The following is an 18,109-nucleotide window of genomic DNA, read 5'->3' on the forward strand; positions in this document are numbered from 1 at the left end:
GCATTTGGCGATGCGCGTCATGGCGGAGCAGTTCGACAAGTTCAAGGGCAAGGCGGCGGGCGGCCGCCGGCGGCCCTTCTCGTGGGGCCACGTGCTGGCACCGTTGGCGGTGGTGGCCGTGCTGGGGGCGGCCCTGGTCACGTCGCCGACGCGTGCGCCCTGGACGGCGCCGCCGGAGCTGACGGCGGCAGGGGAGCAGTTGCACTACCTCCCTCTCGACGCCCAGCAGTTCTACGACACGCTGCTCAGCGAGGAGCCGGGCCTGCCCGCACAGGACGTGCGCCTCATCAGCTCGATCATCTCGTCCCGCGCGGGCAACACCGTGGCCATCGACCACTGGGAGGACGGCTACGACGCCGACCCGATCGGCAGCCCGAGCTCGACGACCGAGGTCTCGACCATGGGTGAAGGGGAGGTCCAGGTCCTCGACAACGTCATCGTGCTCGCCAACATCGGTGACATCACCCCGGGTGGGTCGGGTCAGCCCTACTACGACGGCCGGGACAAGATCGTCTCGACCTCGCCCACCGTCGTGACCATGGGCGGGTGGGGGAACTCGACCGGCTCGGTGCACGCCGGCGCGTCGGCGGTGCCCGAGGTGTCCCGCTACGGCTACGCCTTCGAGAGCCCCGTCGGCGAGAACACGCCGTTCCCTTCGGGCAGCCCCACGGCCTCGCCGTGGGAGTACACCGGCCTGATCGTCGCTGCGGCGCAAGACGGCACCACCGTGAACATCACGGGGGAAGCACCGGTCAGCCTGGACGAGGGTGACCTGCACCTCGTCGACGGCGGCATTAACGTGGGCGACGACATCACGGCCGACAAGCCCATCGCCGTGTACCTCGCCACCGGCGACGTCGGCGCCGGCTTCGAGGGGCGGCTCTACGAGCTCACCCCGACCGAGCGCTGGACCGACACCTACTTCTCGCCGGTGACCTCGACCAACAACAGCGCCCGGGTCACCCGCGCGTTCCTCTACAACCCCGGCAGCTCGGCCATCACGGTGAACGTGACCCGCTCGAACGCGACGAGCACCACCGTCACGGTTCCCGCCAACGGGCAGGCCAGCTACCTCTTCCCGTCCGACGTCGGCGCGAAGTTCGAGAGCAGCGGCAACCCCTTCTACGCCCTCCAGGTGATCACCACGCCGGAGTCCGGCAACGACAGCAGCTCGTCGTGGAACTGGGGCTTCTCGCTCATCCCGCAGGCCTACCTGACGCCGATGGTCGTCCTCGGGTACGCCACCGGCTCGTCCAACCTCACGGAGAACGACAGCGCGGTGTGGGTCGCTCCCGCCGCCGCAACCACGATCTACGTCGACCGCGACGGCGACACGTCCACCGGTCCGCTCACCGACGCGAACGGGAACAAGTACGACTTCAGCTGCGCGATGAACGCCCTGCGGCCGCGCCTGATCGCCGACGACGGCACCACCACCTGCCACGTCCCCAGCGCCTTCACCAACGCAGTTGGCAGTGGCGACGCCGACATGACGGGTGCGCGCATCTACACCCTCGACGGCACGTCGCTGGCGGCGGCCTGGGGACAGGTCCCGGGGCTGAACGCACAGAACCCCGCCATCGACATGGGCACCACCGTGCTGCCCTTCCCGACCGTCGACCTCGACAAGACGTCGGTCATCGTGGACGACGACGGCGACGGGCTCGCCGACCCCGGCGAGACCATCCGCTACACCATCTCGGCCACCAACGCCGGCATCACCCCCGTCGACAACCTGCTGTTGAGCGACGAGGTGCCCGAGCACACCACCTACGTGCTGGGCACCACCGTCCACAACGGCAGCCCCATCCCCGACGATGGCTCGGGCACGCCCTTCCCCCTCGACGGCGCCGGGGTCACGCTCCCGCCGGCACTGTCGATCGGGCAGACCCGCACCGTGACCTTCGACGTGAAGGTGGACAAGCCGCTCGACCCGACCGTCACCCAGATCGTCAACGAGGCCACCCTCGCCACGAGCTACGGCACGTACACCGACGTCGACGTGAAGCCCGTCTCGCCACCCGAGCCCGGCATCGCGCTCGCGAAGACCGTCTACCCCGGCCATGACGGCGGGGCGTCCTGCCAGGGCGCCGACCTCGTCGCCGGCACCAACGGCGACGCCGTCACCTACTGCTTCACCGTCACCAACGACGGCGACACCTACCTCGGCACCGTGACCCTCGACGACCCGGACCTCGGCATCGACGACACGGACATGACCCTCGTCTCGGGCGACCCGTCGCTGGTCGCCGCCGGCGACACCGTGACGTGGGCCTACGAGACCACCATCGACGGTGACCTCACCAACACGGCGACCGCCACGGCGGCGCCCGTGGACGACCAGAACGTGCCCCTGCCCGACACCGGGCCCATCACCGACGACGACTCGGCCCAGGTGGACGAGGTGGCCCCCGCCCTCTCGATCGCCAAGACGATCTACCGCGGCCACGACGACGGCGCACTGTGCCAGGGCCAGGAGACCGCGACGGGCGTGAACGGTGACCCCGTGACCTACTGCTTCGCGGTCACCAACACCGGGGACACGACCCTCGCCCCCGTCACCGTCAGCGACCCCGACCTCGGCATCGACCAGACCGACATGGGCGTCGTCTCCGGCGACCTCGCCCAGCTCGACCCGGGCGACACCGCGATCCTCTACCACGAGACCACCCTCGACGGTGACCTCACCAACACCGCCACCGGCACCGGCACCCCGTCCGACCCGAACGGCGACCCCCTGCCCGGCGTCGACCCGGTCGACGACGACGACACCGCCGACGCCGACGAGGTGCACCCCGCCCTGTCGGTGGCGAAGACCGTGTACCAGGGCCACGACGCCGGGGCCTCCTGCCAGGGCAGCAACCTGGTCAACGCCCTGAACGGCGAGGACCTGACCTGGTGCTTCGTGGTCACCAACGACGGTGACACCGAGCTCGCCCCGATCACCCTCGACGACGGCGACCTCGGCATCGACGAGACCGATATGACCGTCCTGTCCGGCACCCTGGCGACGCTCGCCCCCGGCGACTCGGTCGCCCTCTACTACCAGGGCGCCGCCGCCGGCGACCTCACCAACACGGTCACCGCCACCGGCGTCCCCGCCGACGGCTCGAGCGACCCGCTGCCCGGGCTCACCCCGGTCACCGACGAGGACGACGCTGCGGTCGACACCGTCGGCCCCGCCGTCACCATCCAGAAGACCGTCTACCGGGGCCACGACGCCGGTGCCGGCTGCGACGGCGTCGAGAACCTCTCGGGCCGCAACGGCGAAGAGGTCACCTGGTGCTTCCGGGTGACCAACAGCGGTGACACCGACCTGTCGCCGGTGACCCTCGTCGACGGCGACCTCGGCATCGACGAGAGCGACCTGACCGTCCTCTCGGGTGATCTCTCGAACCTGCCCGCCGGCGAGACCGCGGTCCTCTACCTCGAGGGCACGGTCGACGGCGACCTGCACAACACCGCCGCCGTCACCGGCACCCCGGTCGACGGCAACGGCGACCCCCTCGTGGGCATCGACGACGTGACCGACGAGGACGACGCCACCATCGACGAGGTGGCCCCGGCCGTCTCGGTGGCCAAGACCGTCTACCGCGGCCACACCGCGGGCGCCGGCTGCCCCGGCGGCGAGCTGGTGAACGCCGCCAACGGCGGTGCGGTCACGTGGTGCTTCACCATCACCAACGACGGTGACACCCGCCTCGCCCCGGTCGAGCTGACCGACCTCGACCTCGGCATCGCCGAGCTCGACCTCACCGTCGTGTCCGGCGACCTCGCCGGCATCGATCCCGGCCAGAGCGTCGTGGCCTACTACGAGGGCACCGTCGCCGGCGACGTCGTCAACACGGCCACCGTGACCGGCACCCCGACCGATCCGGGTGGCACCCCGCTGCCCGGCGTCGACCCCGTCACCGACGACGACACCGCCGAGGTGGACGAGGTCGGCCCGATGGTCGAGGTGGCCAAGACCGTCTACGCCGGCCACGACGGCGGTGCCTCCTGCCCCGGCAGCGAGCTGCAGCGGGGAGCGAACGGCGCGGCCGTCACGTACTGCTTCACGGTCACCAACACCGGCGACACCGACCTCTCGCCGGTGACCCTGGCCGACGCCGACCTCGGCATCGACGAGACCGCCATGGACGTGATCTCCGGTGACCTCGCCCTCGTGGCGCCCGGCGACTCGGTCGTGCTCGCCTACCAGACCACCCTCGACGGCGACCTCGTCAACGACGTGACCGTCACGGCCACCGGGGTCGACGACCAGGGCGATCCCTTCGACGGGATCGACCCGGTCACCGACGACGACACCGCCGAGGTGCAGGAGGTGACGCCGTCCATCGACATCACCAAGGGCATCTACGCCGGCCACGACACCGGTGCGGGCTGCCCCGGCGCCGGCGGCCTCACCGCGGTCGACGGTGACCCCGTCACCTACTGCTTCACCGTGGTCAACAACGGCGGCGCCACCCTGGCGCCGGTCACCGTCGTCGACCCGCAGCTGAACATCGACCAGAGCGACATGGCCGTGCTGTCGGGCGACCTCGCCTCGATGGCCCCCGGCGCCACCACCGTCCTCTACTACGAGACGAACGTGGCCAACGACCTCGTCAACACGGCGACCGCCACCGGCACCCCGCGGGACGGCGACGACCCGCTGCCGGGCTCGGGTGACGTGACCGACGACGACCAGGTCACCGTGGACGAGGTCACCCCGGCCATCTCGGTGGCCAAGACCGTGTACCAGGGCCACGACGCCGGCGCCTCCTGCCAGGGCGGGAACCTCGTCCGGGAGGCGAACGGCGCCGACGTCACCTGGTGCTTCGCGATCAGCAACGACGGTGACACCAACCTCGCCCCCGTCACCCTCGCCGACGCGGCCCTGGGGGGCATCGACGAGACGGACCTCACGGTCCTCTCCGGCGATCTCTCGAACCTCGCCGTCGGGGAGACCGCCCTCCTCTACTACGAGGGCTCCGTCACGGGCAGCCTCACCAACACCGCGGTGGTCACGGGCACGCCCGCCGACCCCGGTGGTGACGCCTACCCGGGCCTCGAGGACGTGACCGCCCAGGACGATGCCGAGGTCGAGCAGATCGCCCCGTCGATCTCGGTGGCCAAGACCGTCTACAAGGACCACGACGGGGGCACGACCTGCCCCGGCAACGAGCTCGTCCAGGGCGCCACCGGCGCCGAGGTGACGTACTGCTTCGTGGTCACCAACGACGGTGACACCACGCTGGCCGACGTCGCCGTGGCCGACGTCGCCCTGGGCAACCTCACCGAGGCCGACCTGAGCGGCGACACCGCCGCCCTGGCCTCGATGGCCCCGGGCGACTCCGCCGTCCTCTACTACGAGACCACCATCGATGGTGACCTCCTCAACACCGCGGAGGTGACCGGCACCCCGGTCGACGACCAGGGTGACCCCTTCAGCGGGATCGACCCCGTCACCGACTCGGACACCGCCGAGGTGGACGACGTCTCGCCGTCGGTCGCCATCGACAAGTCCGTCTACGCCGGCCACGACAGCGGCGCCAGCTGCGCCGGGGCGGGCAGCATCGCCCTGCGCAAGGGTGACGCCGTCACCTACTGCTTCGTCATCACCAACGACGGCGAGGCCACCCTCGACCCGGTCACGTTCAGCGACCCGCTCCTCGGCCTCACCGAGGCGAACGTCAGCGTGGCCTCGGGCAGCTTCGGCGACCCGCTGGCGCCGGGCGACTCCATCGTCGCCTACCACGAGGACGACGTGGACGGTGACCTGACCAACGTCGCCACCGTGACGGGCACCCCCGTCGACGACGGCGGGGACCCGCTGCCGGGCTCCGACCCCGTCACCGACGAGGACGTGGCCACCGTCGACGAGGTCGACCCGGCCATCTCGGTGGCCAAGACCGTGTACCAGGGCCACGACGCCGGCACGAGCTGTGACGCCGCCGGCGAGCGGGCCTTCGGCCTGGACGGCGATCCCGTCACCTGGTGCTTCGTCGTGACCAACGAGGGCGACACCCCGCTCGCCCCGGTGGACTTCGCCGACGCCGACCTGGCCATCGACGAGGGTGACCTCACCGTGGTGGGCGCGGGCGACCTCGCTTCGCTCGACCCGCAGGAGTCGGTGACCCTGTACTACGAGGGCACCGTCACCCGCGATCTCGTCAACACCGCCTCCGTCACCGGCACCCCCGTGGACGGCAACGGCGACCCGCTGCCCGAGGTGGAGGACGTGACCGACGAGGACACGGCCGAGGTGGTCGAGGTGGCGCCCGCCGTCTCGGTGGCCAAGACCGTGTACCAGGGCCACACCGGCGGCGCCGGGTGCGCCGGCGGCGAGTCGGTGCCGGGCCTCGACGGTGACCCCGTCACCTACTGCTTCGAGGTCACCAACACGGGTGACACCACCCTCACGCCGGTGACGCTCGACGACCAGACCCTCGGCATCACCCAGGGGGCCATGCAGGTCCTCTCCGGCAGCCTCGACTCGCTCGGGATCGGCCAGTCCGCGGTCCTGTACTACGAGACGACGATGACCGAGGACCTCACCAACACGGTGACGGCCACCGGCACCCCGTCGGACGGCCAGGGCGACCCCCTGCCGGGCATCGACGAGGTGACCGACACCGACACCGCAGCGGTCGAGGAGGTGGCGCCGTCCATCTCCATCGAGAAGACCGTGGCCCGGGGCCATGACTCCGGCGCCAACTGCACCGGCACCGACCAGCTCTTCGGCCTCGCCGGCGAGGACGTCACCTGGTGCTTCGTGGTGACCAACACCGGTGACACGAGGCTGGTTGACGCCAGCTTCGTGGATGACGACCTGGTCATCGACGAGACCGACCTCACCGTCGTGGGCGGCGGCAGCCTCGCCTCCCTCGAGCCGGACGAGTCGGTCACCCTGTACTTCGACGGCGTCATCGCCGGCGACCTGCCCAACACGGCCGAAGTCACCGCCACCCCGGCGGACGACCAGGGCGACCCGCTGGCCGGCGTCGACGACGTCAGCGCCAGCGACGACGCCGAGGTCGTCCAGGTGGCTCCGTCGGTCTCGATCGTCAAGACCGTCTACCAGGGCCACAACGACGGCGACGGGTGCGAGGGCTCGAACCTCGTGGCCGGCGAGAACGGTGACGCGGTCACCTACTGCTTCGTGATCACCAACGACGGTGACACCCCGCTCGTCCCGGTGGACTTCGCCGACCCGGCCCTGAGCCTCGTCGACGCCTCCACCCTGGGCGGCGACGTCGCCGCCCTGGACTCGATGGGCCCCGACGACACCGTCACCCTGTACTACGAGACCACCGTCAACGGTGACCTCACCAACACCGCCACCGTGACCGGCAGCCCCGCCGACGACAGCGGCGACCCGCTGCCCGGCGTGGACGACGTGACCGACGACGACTCCGCCGTGGTGGACGGCGTCGGCCCGGCCATCCACGTGGCCAAGACCGTCTACGGCGGTCACGACGCCGGCGCCGGCTGCGAGGGCGCCGAGCTCCTCACCGCCCTCCTGGGCGACGACGCCACCTGGTGCTTCGTGGTGACCAACAACGGGGACACCATCCTCGCCGACGTCACCCTCGAGGACGCCGACCTCGGCGCCACCGGCATCACCGAGGCCGACCTGAGCGGGGACACCGCCGCCCTGGCCTCGATGGAGCCCGGCGACACCGCCGTCCTCTTCTATGAGGGCACGGTCGACGCGGACCTGGTCAACACGGCCACGGTCACCGGCATCCCGGTGGACGACCAGGGCGATCCCCTGAACGTCCGTGAGCCCACGGACTCGGACACCGCCGAGGTCGACGCCATCGAGCCGTCGGTGTCGGTGAGCAAGACGGTCTACCGGGACCACGACGGCGGGGCGAGCTGCCCCGGCGGCGACTCGGTGACCGGCATCGCCGGCCGTGACGTGACCTGGTGCTTCGTGGTCACCAACGACGGTGACACCCGCCTGGCCCCCGTCCTGCTGGACGACGCCGACCTCGGCGTCGACCAGGGCACCCTCTCGGTGTTCTCGGGCGACCTGTCGGCCATGGACCCCGGCGACACCGCCGTCCTCTACTACGAGGGCACGGTCGACGACGACCTGGACAACACCGCCACGGTCACCGGCACGCCGGTGGACGAGACGGACACCCCGCTGCCGCGGACCGAGGACGTGACCGACGACGACACCGCCACGGTGGACGAGATCGCCCCGTCCTTCACGCTGCTCACCGAGGTGAACGACCCCTTCACCGGTGACTGGTACGACGCCGACGCCGACGGCCCGACCCTCGGGTCGAACGACGGCGTGCCCGCCACCCTGCGGGCCGGCGACACGGCCAGCTTCCGCTTCACCGTCACCAACACCGGCGACGTCGGCGTGACCGACCTGGCCGTGGACGCCCCGCAGTGCGACGAGGCGCCCGCGGTGGTCAGCGGGGACTCCATCAACTCCGGGGTCCTCGACGTCGGCGAGGTCTGGGTGCTGTCCTGCACCGTCAGCGACCTCACCGGCGGCTTCACCCTGGATGCGACCGCCAGCGGCGGCTCCCCGGACGGCCCTGCGGCCGGCTCGGGCGACCACGAGGTGGCCGAGGTGCAGGTGTCGGCCCTGACGGTAGAGAAGCTGGTGCTCGACCCCGCCACCGGCGACTTCGTCGACAGCGCCATCATCGAGACCGGGGAGGACGCCACGTACCAGATCGTGGTGACCAACACCGGTGAGGTGCCCCTGGCCGGGATCAGCGTGGCCGACGAGCTCGGCCCCGACTGCGAGCGGACGTTCACGGACACGCTCGACCCGGGTGACTCCTTCGCCGCCTACACCTGCGTGGTGTCGGGGGTGGACGAGGGCTTCGTCAACGTGGCCGTCGCCACGGGCACGCCGGTGGACGACACCGACACGCCCATCGGCGTCGACGTCACCGACGAGGACACCGCCACGGTGGACACCGTGGCCAGCCCGGTCACCGACCTCGCCATCACCAAGGACCTCATCGAGATCGACAACACCGATCTCGTGGCGACCTGGCAGGTGACGGTGACCAACGTGGGTGACACGGCGGCCACCGAGCCGATCATCGTCACCGACGAGCTGGCCGAGGGCCTCCAGTACCGCGACGCCAGCGGTGACGGCTGGATCTGCGACTTCGCCGACCCGGTCGTCACCTGCGTCACCGACACCGACCTCGCTCCCGGTGGGGCCACCAGCTTCACCATCGAGACCTACGTCGTCGGCGAGCCCGGCGACACGGTCACCAACGTGGCCCGCGTCGACGGGATCGAGGACACCAACACCGACAACAACACCGATGACGCGGCCGTCGAGGTGGACGAGAACGGCCTCGAGCCGGTCATCCCCGGCAACCTCCCCCGCACCGGCTCGGACATCGCCGGTCTGGTGCTCGCCGCCGGGCTCCTCATCGTCACCGGCGCCGGCCTCCGGCGCTGGTCCAAGAAGCTGAGCTGACCCCCGCCCGCCCGGTCCCGCCCCTCGCCCCGAGGGGTGGGTCCGGGCGGGTCCGCGGGTGCAGGTCGACTAATGTCATGTCTAGATGACAGAAATACTCTTTGTGGTCGGTCTAGGTAACCTCACGTAGGAGGTGCGTGCCCGATGGCCCGACCGGCGTCATTTCGAACCCAGCAGGCGGCCGAGGAGATCGGCCAGAACCTGGCGGCGTGGCGCAAGCTGCTGGGTCTGACCGCACAGCAGGTGGCCGAGCGGGCCGGGACGACCCGCCAGACGGTCGGCCGGCTCGAGCGCGGGGATCTGGGCGTGAGCCTCGAGATCCTCCTCGGCGTCAGCGGCGCGCTCGGCATCCTCGACGAGATGGCCAAGGCCACCGACCCCTACGAGACCGCGTTCGGGCGGGCGAGAGCGGACCAGGCCCTGCCGAAGCGGGTGCGGCGATGACGACGTTCCGTGTGCACCTCGACGGACCCGGTGGCACGATCCCGGTCGGTACCGCCCGGAACGTCCGCTCTCGCGGGGTCGACACCACCGAGTTCACCTATGACGACGCCTGGCTGGCCGGTCCGGGCTGGGCCATCAGCCCGGACCTCCCGGTTCGGACGGGACGGGCGGTGGTGGAGGGACTGCCGGGCGCGCTCGCCGACTGCGCTCCCGATGCCTGGGGTCGGAACCTGATCACCCGGCAGTGGGCCGGGCTCGCACGCGACGCCGGGCGGTCGGGTGCCTCGCCATCAGAGGTCGACTTCCTCCTCGGCGTGCACGACCAGGCCCGGCAGGGCGCGCTCCGCCTGTGCCTCGAAGACGGTGCTCCGTTCCTCGCCGACAGCGCCGAGGTGCCGAAGCTGATGGAGCTCGAGCGCCTGCTCGATGCCAGCCGGGCCGTTGCGACCTCTGACGCCCACGAGGCGGTCGCCACGCTGCTCGCCGCCGGTTCGGGCTCGCTCGGCGGCGCCCGGCCGAAGGCGTCCGTCGCCGACGGCGACGTCCTCCACCTGGCGAAGTTCCCCCAGGCCGGCGACCGCTGGGACGTCATCCGGTGGGAGGCCGTCGCCCTCGACCTCGCGGCTGCGTGTGGCCTGCCGGCGCCGGTGCACCGACTCGTCGAGGTCGGCGACGTCCCGGTGCTGCTCGTGGAGCGCTTCGACCGGGACGGTGACGCTCGCCTTCCCTATCTGAGCGCCCAGTCGCTGATGGGACGCCGTCCGGGGGCGGTGGGCGACTACCTCGAGCTCGCCGAGGCAGTCGCCGCACACGGCAGCGACGTCGCCGCCGACCTAGCGGACCTCTGGAAGCGCATCGCGTTCTCCATGGCCGTGAACAACGTCGACGACCACCTCCGCAACCACGGGCTGCTTCGTGCCCCCGGGGGCTGGACGCTCTCACCCGTGTTCGACGTCAACCCTGACCCCCGCCCCGGTGCGGCCCGGGCGACGCCGATCGCCGGCACCTCGAGGTCGGAGGCCGGCGTCGACGCCCTGTTGGCCAACGCCGCACGGTTCGGCCTGGATTCGGCGGCGGCCGAGAGCCACTGGCAGGACGTGCGCAAGGTGGTCGCCGGCTGGCGCTCCGCCGCCGACGCCGCTGGCATCTCATCGCCCGAACAGGACACGTTTGCTCCGTCTCTCGACCGCTGGGCGCCCGACTGACCCGCGTCGACGCGAGTTGACCGGCGCCGGTGGGACGTCGGGTGACGGTCCCGCTGGTCAGAGGCGGCCGGCGGCGATGACCCGCGCCAGGAACTGGCGGGTGCGGGGCTGGGTGGGCTCGCTCAGGATCTGCGCCGGCGGGCCCGACTCGAGCACCCGCCCCTCGTGGAGGAAGGCCACCTGGTCGGCCACGTCACGGGCGAAGCCCATCTCGTGGGTGGCCAGCACCATGGTCATGCCGCCGGCGGCGAGGTCGCGGATCACGGTGAGCACCTCGCCGACGAGCTCGGGGTCGAGGGCGGAGGTCACCTCGTCGAGCAGCAGCAGCTCGGGGTCGCCCACGATGGCCCGGGCGATGGCGGCCCGCTGTTGCTGGCCGCCAGAGAGGCGGTCGGGGTACTCGTCGACCTTGTCGCCCAGCCCGAAGCGCTCGAGCGCTTCGCGGGCCCGGGCCTCGGCTTCCCGTCGGGCCACGCCCCGGACCCGACGAGGGGCCAGGGTGACGTTGTCGAGCACGGTGAGGTGGGGGAACAGGTTGTAGGCCTGGAAGACGATGCCGACCCGACGGCGCACGGCGTTCGCGTTGACGCCCGTGCCGCTGATGCGCTCGCCGTCGAGCTCGACGAGGCCCTCGTCCACGGGGTCGAGCAGGTTGACGCAGCGCAACAAGGTGGACTTGCCACAGCCGCTGGGGCCGATCAGGCAGCACACCCCGTGGGCGGGCACGGACAGATCGATGCCGTCGAGCACGACCTTGCGCTTCGCCTTGTCCCCGAAGGACTTCTTCACCCCGCTGAGGCGCAGTCGGGGGATGCCGGCGGCCTCTGCGGCAGCGGCGGCGCCGGTGTCGGAGGGCACGGCGGTGAGCCCGTCGTCGAAGGTGCTCATGCCATGGACTGGCTGCGTCGGGCCCGCTCGCGGCGGGTGTACCAGTCGGTCAGGCGGGCCAGCGGGATGGAGGCCAGCAGGAACAGCACGGTGGCGGCCACGAACGAGGTGTAGTTGAAGGTGCGGGCCTTGTAGATCTCGGCCTCTCGCACGGCCTCGCGCACGCCGAGGACGCTGACGAGCGCCACGTCCTTCTGGAGGCTCACCAGACCGTTCAGGAGGGCCGGGATGACGTTGCGGATGGCCTGGGGCACGATGGCGAAGCGCAGCGTCTGCCACTGCGTGAGGCCCAGGGAGCGGGCGGCGGCCCGCTGGCTCTCGTGCACCGAGTCGATGCCCGACCGGTACACCTCGGCGGTGTAGGCCGCGTAGGACAGGACGAGCGAGGTGACACCCCAGAACAGCGGGTCGTTGGGCACGCCCGGAAGCTGGAGGGCGGGGACGCCGAAGCCCAGCAGGAACAAGATGAGCAGGATCGGGATGCCGCGGAAGAGGTCGATGTAGATCACCGCGAGCGCCCGGAGCGGGAAGAACGCCGGGCCCCGCAGGCTGCGGATGACCGCCACGAGCAGGCCGAAGGCGAGGATGAGCACCTCGGCGACGACGAACATCTTGATGTCGAGCCAGAAGCCGCCGAGCACGTCGGGCCAGGACTCGACGAAGTCCTCGGGGTTGAAGAACTGCTGTTGGACCTTCGGCCACGACGAGCTGTTGAGGACGAAGTAGAGGCCGACGCCGAGGAAGGCGAGGGTGGCCACGAACGCCACCAGGGCGCCGCGGGCGCCCTCCTCGCCCAGTTCGTGGCGCCACGAGGCCCACCGGCTCGGGGGCGCCGGTGGCGGCCCCGAGCCGATGTCAGCCGTCATGGTCGATGGTCCGGTGTTTCCGTGGTGCGGTGCAGCGCCGTGTGGGCGTGACTACTCGGAGAGCGTGGGCGTCTCGCCGCCGTTGGCGAGCCACTCCTCCTGGAGGGCGGCCAGGTCGCCCGACTCGTCGACCGCGGCCAGGGCCTCGTTCACGCAGGGCACGAGGGGGCTGTCGGCCTCGAAGAGCATGCCCAGCTCCTCGGCCTCGCCCACGACCGGCAGGATGCCGACGATCGAGGCCTCGGGGATCTCCGCGGCGGTGATGTAGAAGGCGGTGGGCAGGTCGTAGACCAGGCCGTCGACCTGGCCGGCGGCGAGGGCCGAGCTGGCGGCTGCGGTGTCGTCGAACACGGCTGCCTCCTCGCTGGGGGCGATGACCTCGTCGATGTAGTCGAGGCTGGTGGTGCCCACGGCGGCGCCGAGCTTGGCATCCTCGAGGTCGGCCAGGCTCTCGGCCGACGCGATGTCCGAGTCGGGGGCGGCCACGATGGCCTGCTGCACGGTGTAGTAGCCGTCGGAGAAGTCGACGACCTCTTCGCGCTCGGCGGTGATGCCGTACTGCTGGATGTTGAAGTCGAAGTCCTTGGACCCGGGGGCGATGGCCTCGTCGAAGCCGGTGGCGGTCCACACGACCTCGTCCTCGGCGAAGCCCAGCTGCTCGGCCAGCAGGTACACGAGCTCGCTCTCGAAGCCCTCGTTGCTGGTGGGGTCGTCGTTCTCCATCCAGGGTGGGAAGACCGGGTCCCCGGTGGCGACGGTCAGCTGGCCGTCCTCCTTGACGGGGAGGTCGGCGGTGTCGCACGACGCCTCGGCGGCAGTGGTCTCCGACGAGCTCTCGTCGCCACCGTCGTCGCTGTCGCTGCTGCAGGCGGCGCCGACGAGGGTCAGCGCCAACAGGGCGGCCAGCAGCCGCCAGCTTCGGGTTCGGGTCATCTCGGTCTCCTGTCCCAGGGATGTGCCAGGTCCGTCCCGCCGGGTCGGACGCTGCGTGCGCCCGGACTCTAGGGCCAACGGCCCCCCGGCGTCACCGTCGGGTGACCCTCCGTTCAGCGCCCGGTCAGTTGAGGTCGTGGGCGCTGATGGCGTCGAGGAGGTCGATCGAGGGCTTGCGGGTGAGCTTGCCGTCGCAGGCGTTCGCCATCTCGACCATGGCGGGGGAGTCGAAGTGCGCCCGCTGGGCCTCGGGTGACTCCCACTTCTCGACCACCACGAAGCGGGTGGGATGGGTGGCCGAGAGGCACAGGTCGATGTTGCGACAGCCGTCGTGGCCCCGGCTGAGCACGACGTACTTGGCCAGGATGGCCTGGAGCGCCTCGGGGTCGGCGGCGTCGAAGGCCATGATCACCATGGTCAGGTCGACCTCCTCGGCGGCCCGGTCGGCAGGGGATGGGTCCACTGGCTCAATCCTCCGCGATTGCCTCAGGAGCACCCCGGAACGCGCCGACATCACGCAGAGTGAGGTTGTCCCCACAAGACGAGACATCCGCGAAAAGCTCGGGGTTGGCCCTCTTGACCATCTCGGTATCGTAAGCCCCAGGCAGGCGAGGGCCCGCCGCCTCTTGTTCGTAGCACCGTCGTTCTTCCTCGGCCCTGCCGATGTCGGGCGTGCGGCCACCAGACACCACAAGCCAGGAGCATCACGTTGGCCAAGGAGCGCGTAGAACGGGACGAGGAAGACCTCGTCCGGCTCTATCTCACGGACATCGGGCAGTACCCCCTCCTCACCAAGGACGACGAGGTGCGGCTCGCCCAGGCCATCGAGGCCGGCACCGCGGCCCGCGCCGAGCTGGAGACGGCCACCACCCTCACCGCAGCGCGCAAGCGCGAGCTGAAGCGGGCCGACCGCAAGGGCCAGGAGGCCGAGCGCACCTTCGTGCAGTCGAACCTGCGCCTCGTGGTGTCGATCGCCAAGAAGTACCAGGCGTCCGGCCTGCCCCTGCTCGACCTCATCCAGGAGGGCAACCTCGGCCTCATGCACGCGGTCGAGAAGTTCGACTGGCGCAAGGGCTTCAAGTTCTCCACGTACGCCACCTGGTGGATCCGCCAGGCCATCACCCGCGGCATCGCCAACACCGGTCGCACCATCCGCCTCCCGGTGCACGCCGGCGACACCCTCGCCCGGCTGCAGAAGGCGCGCTCGCGCCTGGAGCTCAAGATGGGCCGCCCGGCGACCCTCGCCGAGCTGTCGGCCGAGGTCGAGATGCCCGAGGACAAGGTCACCGAGGCCCTCCGCTTCGCCGCCGAGCCCCTCTCGCTCTCCGAGCCCCTGCGTGAGGACGGCGACGCCGAGCTCGGCGACGTGGTGGAGGACCGCTCCGCCGAGTCGCCCTTCGAGGTGGCCGCCACCGCCCTGCTCCCCGAGGAGATCCAGCGCCTGCTGTCGCCCCTCGACGAGCGCGAGCGCGAGATCCTGAAGCTGCGCTTCGGCCTCGACCGTGGCGAGCCCCGCACCCTCGAAGAGGTGGGTGAGCACTTCAACCTCACCCGCGAGCGCATCCGCCAGATCGAGGCCCGGGCCATGAGCAAGCTGCGCCACCCCAGCAGCGACACCGGCGCCCGCGACCTGCTCGCCGTCTGAGCGCACCCGCTCCCACGAGGTTCGAGGCTCGGATCCGTCGGGCGCGCCTCGCGCCCGGCGGTCCTACACTCGGGCCATGAAGAAGATCGTGCTCCTCGCCGTGGTCATCGCCCTCGTCGCCCTCGCGGCGAAGAAGATCCGCGAGACCGCGTAGCCCCGACCTTGGCCCGGGGCCGGCCCTTCGGGGCGGTGCTCCGGGCCGCCAGGGCGCCCGCCGCGCCGGCGGCGAGGCGCTGCGCCGTGGTGGGTGCCGGCCGGCGGCCCGCCCCTCGCGTCGGGCGGTGCAGCCACCACCACACGACCCCGCCGGCCACGGCCATCACCACGCCGCCGCTCACCGCCGCCGCGGTGGTGGGCACCGGTCGGCGCCGCTTCAGCTCGACCTGACGCACGAAGTGGGCGGTCTCCCAGCCCTGCTCCTCGGCATAGCGCGCCAGCGCCCGGTCCGGGTTGACGGCCACGGGGTGGCCCACGGCCTCGAGCATGGGGATGTCGGTGGCCGAGTCGGAGTACGCGAACGACGCGGCGAGGTCGATGCCCAGGCGCTCGGCCTCGGCCTCCATGGCCTCGGCCTTGAAGGGGCCGTAGCTGTAGAACTCGACGTCGCCCGAGTAGCGGCCCTCGTCGTCGATCGCGGCCCGCGTGGCGATGGCCTGGTCGGCCCCGAGGTACTCGGTGAGGGGCTGGACGATCTCCTCCGGTGAGGCCGAGATGATGTAGACCCGCCGGCCCGCGGCCCGGTGGTCACGGATGAGGTCGAGGGCCTCGCCGTAGACGATGGGGTCGATGACCTCGGCGAGGGTCTCCCGGACGAGGTCGCTGATGACCTGCTGGTCCCAGCCCTTCGTGACCCGGAGCACGGCCTCGCGCATCTTGGCCATGCGGGCCTCGTCCGCGCCGAGGTAGAGGTAGACCAACTGGCCGTAGAGGGCCCGCACCACCAGCCAGCGCGACAGCAGCCCGGCCCGCTGGAAGGGCCGCCCGAAGGCGACCATCGAGGCCTTGGCGATGACGGTCTTGTCGAGGTCGAAGAAGGCCGCCTCCATCCCGTCGAGGGTAGGGGCGGACCGGGCGCGCTCCAGCGATGGCCCGGGTGGCGTCCGTCACGCCCGCGGCGTCGCCCCGGGACTGCTAGCAAAGGGCGGTGAGCGACGACCCCCGCAGCGGTGTGCTCGTCGAGGGCTACGAGGATCTGCGCCAGATCGGCCGGGGTGGATTCGCCACCGTGTACCGGGCCCGCCAGCGTGCGTTCGACCGGGTGGTGGCCCTGAAGGTCCTGGACCTGCCCGACCCGGGTCCCGACGCCCGCGAGCGCTTCGAGCGGGAGTGCCGGGCCATCGGCGCCCTGTCCTGGCACCCCAACATCGTCGTGGTGCACGACTCCGGGGTGACCGCCGACGGCCGCCTCTACCTCGCCATGGAGTTCCTCGAGGCCGGCTCCCTGGCCGACCGGGTGCGGGCGAGCGGACTGATGCCGTGGGAGGAGGTGGCCCGGGCGGGCATCGAGGTGAGCGGGGCGCTCGACACCGCCCACGAGGCCGGCACGCTCCACCGCGACCTGAAGCCCGACAACGTGCTCGTCGGCGTCTTCGGTGAGGCCAAGCTCGGTGACTTCGGCATCGCCGCGGTCGAGGGCGGCCCGGCCACCGCCACCGGGGAGTCGGCCCTGACCGTGCTGTACGCCGCACCCGAGGTGTTGCGGGGGGCCCGGGCCACGGTGGCGTCGGACGTCTACTCGCTGGCCTCGACGCTCCACACGCTGCTCGCCGGACGCGCCGCCTTCGCCCGCGCCACCGACGAGTCGGTGGCGGCCACCGTGCTGCGGGCCGTGTCGGAGCCCGCGCCCGACCTGCGCGCCCTCGGCGTCCCCGACGACCTCGCCGCCGTGATCGAGACCGCCATGGCCAAGGACCCGGCCGCTCGACCGCCGTCCGCGGCGGCGCTCGGCCGCGCCCTCCAGGAGGTCCAGCGGGCCCACGGCGTCGACGTGACCGACCTGCCCCTCGACCCCCGCCGGGCCGCGGCCTCAGCGCCGCCGCCGGGCCGGGGTGACAGCGCACCGACGGTCCTCGTGGGCGCAGGTGGGGCGGCCGGCGCCGCCGCGGGGGTGGCGGCGGGAGGGGGAGCGCCCGACGACGAGCCGCGTCGCTCGCGCACCGGGCTGGTCGTGGGCGTCGCCGTGGCGCTGGTGCTGCTCGCCGGCCTCGGTGCCTGGCTGGCCTTCGGGCGCTCGGACGGCGACGAGACCGCGGGGCCGACCACCACCGAGGCCCCGACGACCACCACCGACACCACGGCCCCCACGACGACCACGGCGGCGCCGACCACCACGACCACCGCGGCGCCGACCACCACGACGACGACGGTGGCGCCGACGCCCGAGGCCTCCCCATTCATCGCCACCACGCCAGAGGAGGCGGCCGAGGGCCTCCTGGCGGCTTGGACCGTCGGCGACAGCGAGGGCGCCTCGCTCTACGCCGAGCAGAGCGTGATCGCCGACCTCTTCGTGCAGCCCACCGGCGGGTCGGGCAGCACCTTCGAGGGCTGCACCGGCAACGGCGACGGCACGTTCAGCTGCGCACTGCGCTTCGAGGGCGGCGCAACGATCTTCACCGTCCGGGCACCGCCCGCGGGCCGGTACCGGGTCAGCGCGGCGTCGTCGATCGCCGACTGAGCG

General features: G+C 71.7%; 10 protein-coding genes. 5 read left to right on the plus strand and 5 right to left on the minus strand.

The features are described from left to right. Window positions 1–10: 10 nt before the first annotated feature. The 3 genes from JNK12_08645 (at window position 11) to JNK12_08655 (ending at window position 11,100) form a co-directional block, all read left to right on the plus strand. Window positions 11–9,451 (plus strand): DUF11 domain-containing protein, encoded by a 9,441-nt coding sequence (locus JNK12_08645; GenBank protein MBL8775985.1) that lies wholly within the window; start codon window positions 11–13, stop codon window positions 9,449–9,451. Between the two features lie 144 nt (window positions 9,452–9,595). Beyond that, complete coding sequence (locus JNK12_08650) at window positions 9,596–9,895, plus strand: helix-turn-helix transcriptional regulator (protein ID MBL8775986.1); 300 nt, start codon at window positions 9,596–9,598, stop codon at window positions 9,893–9,895. After that, a complete protein-coding gene (locus tag JNK12_08655) occupies window positions 9,892–11,100 on the plus strand; it encodes a type II toxin-antitoxin system HipA family toxin (GenBank protein MBL8775987.1) in 1,209 nt (402 codons plus the stop codon). Before JNK12_08650 ends, JNK12_08655 begins: the two co-directional genes overlap by 4 nt. Before the next feature lie 57 nt (window positions 11,101–11,157). On the opposite strand, the gene JNK12_08660 is transcribed toward JNK12_08655, so the two are convergent. The 4 genes from JNK12_08660 to JNK12_08675 form a co-directional block, all read right to left on the minus strand. Beyond that, window positions 11,158–11,913, minus strand: coding sequence for an amino acid ABC transporter ATP-binding protein (locus JNK12_08660; protein MBL8775988.1), 756 nt, complete (start codon window positions 11,911–11,913; stop codon window positions 11,158–11,160). 71 nt (window positions 11,914–11,984) lie between these two features. Further along, window positions 11,985–12,854, minus strand: coding sequence for an amino acid ABC transporter permease (locus tag JNK12_08665; GenBank protein MBL8775989.1), 870 nt, complete (start codon window positions 12,852–12,854; stop codon window positions 11,985–11,987). A gap of 51 nt (window positions 12,855–12,905) precedes the next feature. Then, the gene (locus JNK12_08670; GenBank protein MBL8775990.1) at window positions 12,906–13,787 is read right to left on the minus strand and encodes an amino acid ABC transporter substrate-binding protein; all 882 of its coding nucleotides are present in this window, start codon (window positions 13,785–13,787) and stop codon (window positions 12,906–12,908) included. A 124-nt stretch (window positions 13,788–13,911) separates the two neighbouring features. Further along, complete coding sequence (locus tag JNK12_08675) at window positions 13,912–14,250, minus strand: antibiotic biosynthesis monooxygenase (protein MBL8775991.1); 339 nt, start codon at window positions 14,248–14,250, stop codon at window positions 13,912–13,914. A 246-nt stretch (window positions 14,251–14,496) separates the two neighbouring features. On the opposite strand from JNK12_08675, the gene JNK12_08680 reads away from it, so the two are divergent. Continuing rightward, a complete protein-coding gene (locus JNK12_08680) occupies window positions 14,497–15,432 on the plus strand; it encodes a sigma-70 family RNA polymerase sigma factor (protein ID MBL8775992.1) in 936 nt (311 codons plus the stop codon). 104 nt (window positions 15,433–15,536) lie between these two features. Here the strand turns inward: JNK12_08680 and JNK12_08685 are convergent, their stop codons facing one another. Further along, window positions 15,537–16,478, minus strand: coding sequence for an HAD-IB family hydrolase (locus JNK12_08685; GenBank protein MBL8775993.1), 942 nt, complete (start codon window positions 16,476–16,478; stop codon window positions 15,537–15,539). A gap of 98 nt (window positions 16,479–16,576) precedes the next feature. Between JNK12_08685 and JNK12_08690 the strand changes: the two genes are divergently transcribed. Then, entirely contained in the window at window positions 16,577–18,106 is a 1,530-nt protein-coding gene (locus JNK12_08690; GenBank protein ID MBL8775994.1) for a protein kinase, read from the plus strand. The last annotated feature ends 3 nt before the right edge of the window (window positions 18,107–18,109 follow it).

The organism is Acidimicrobiales bacterium, from assembly GCA_016794585.1.
Taxonomy (GTDB): Bacteria; Actinomycetota; Acidimicrobiia; order Acidimicrobiales; family DATDAH01; genus JAEUJM01.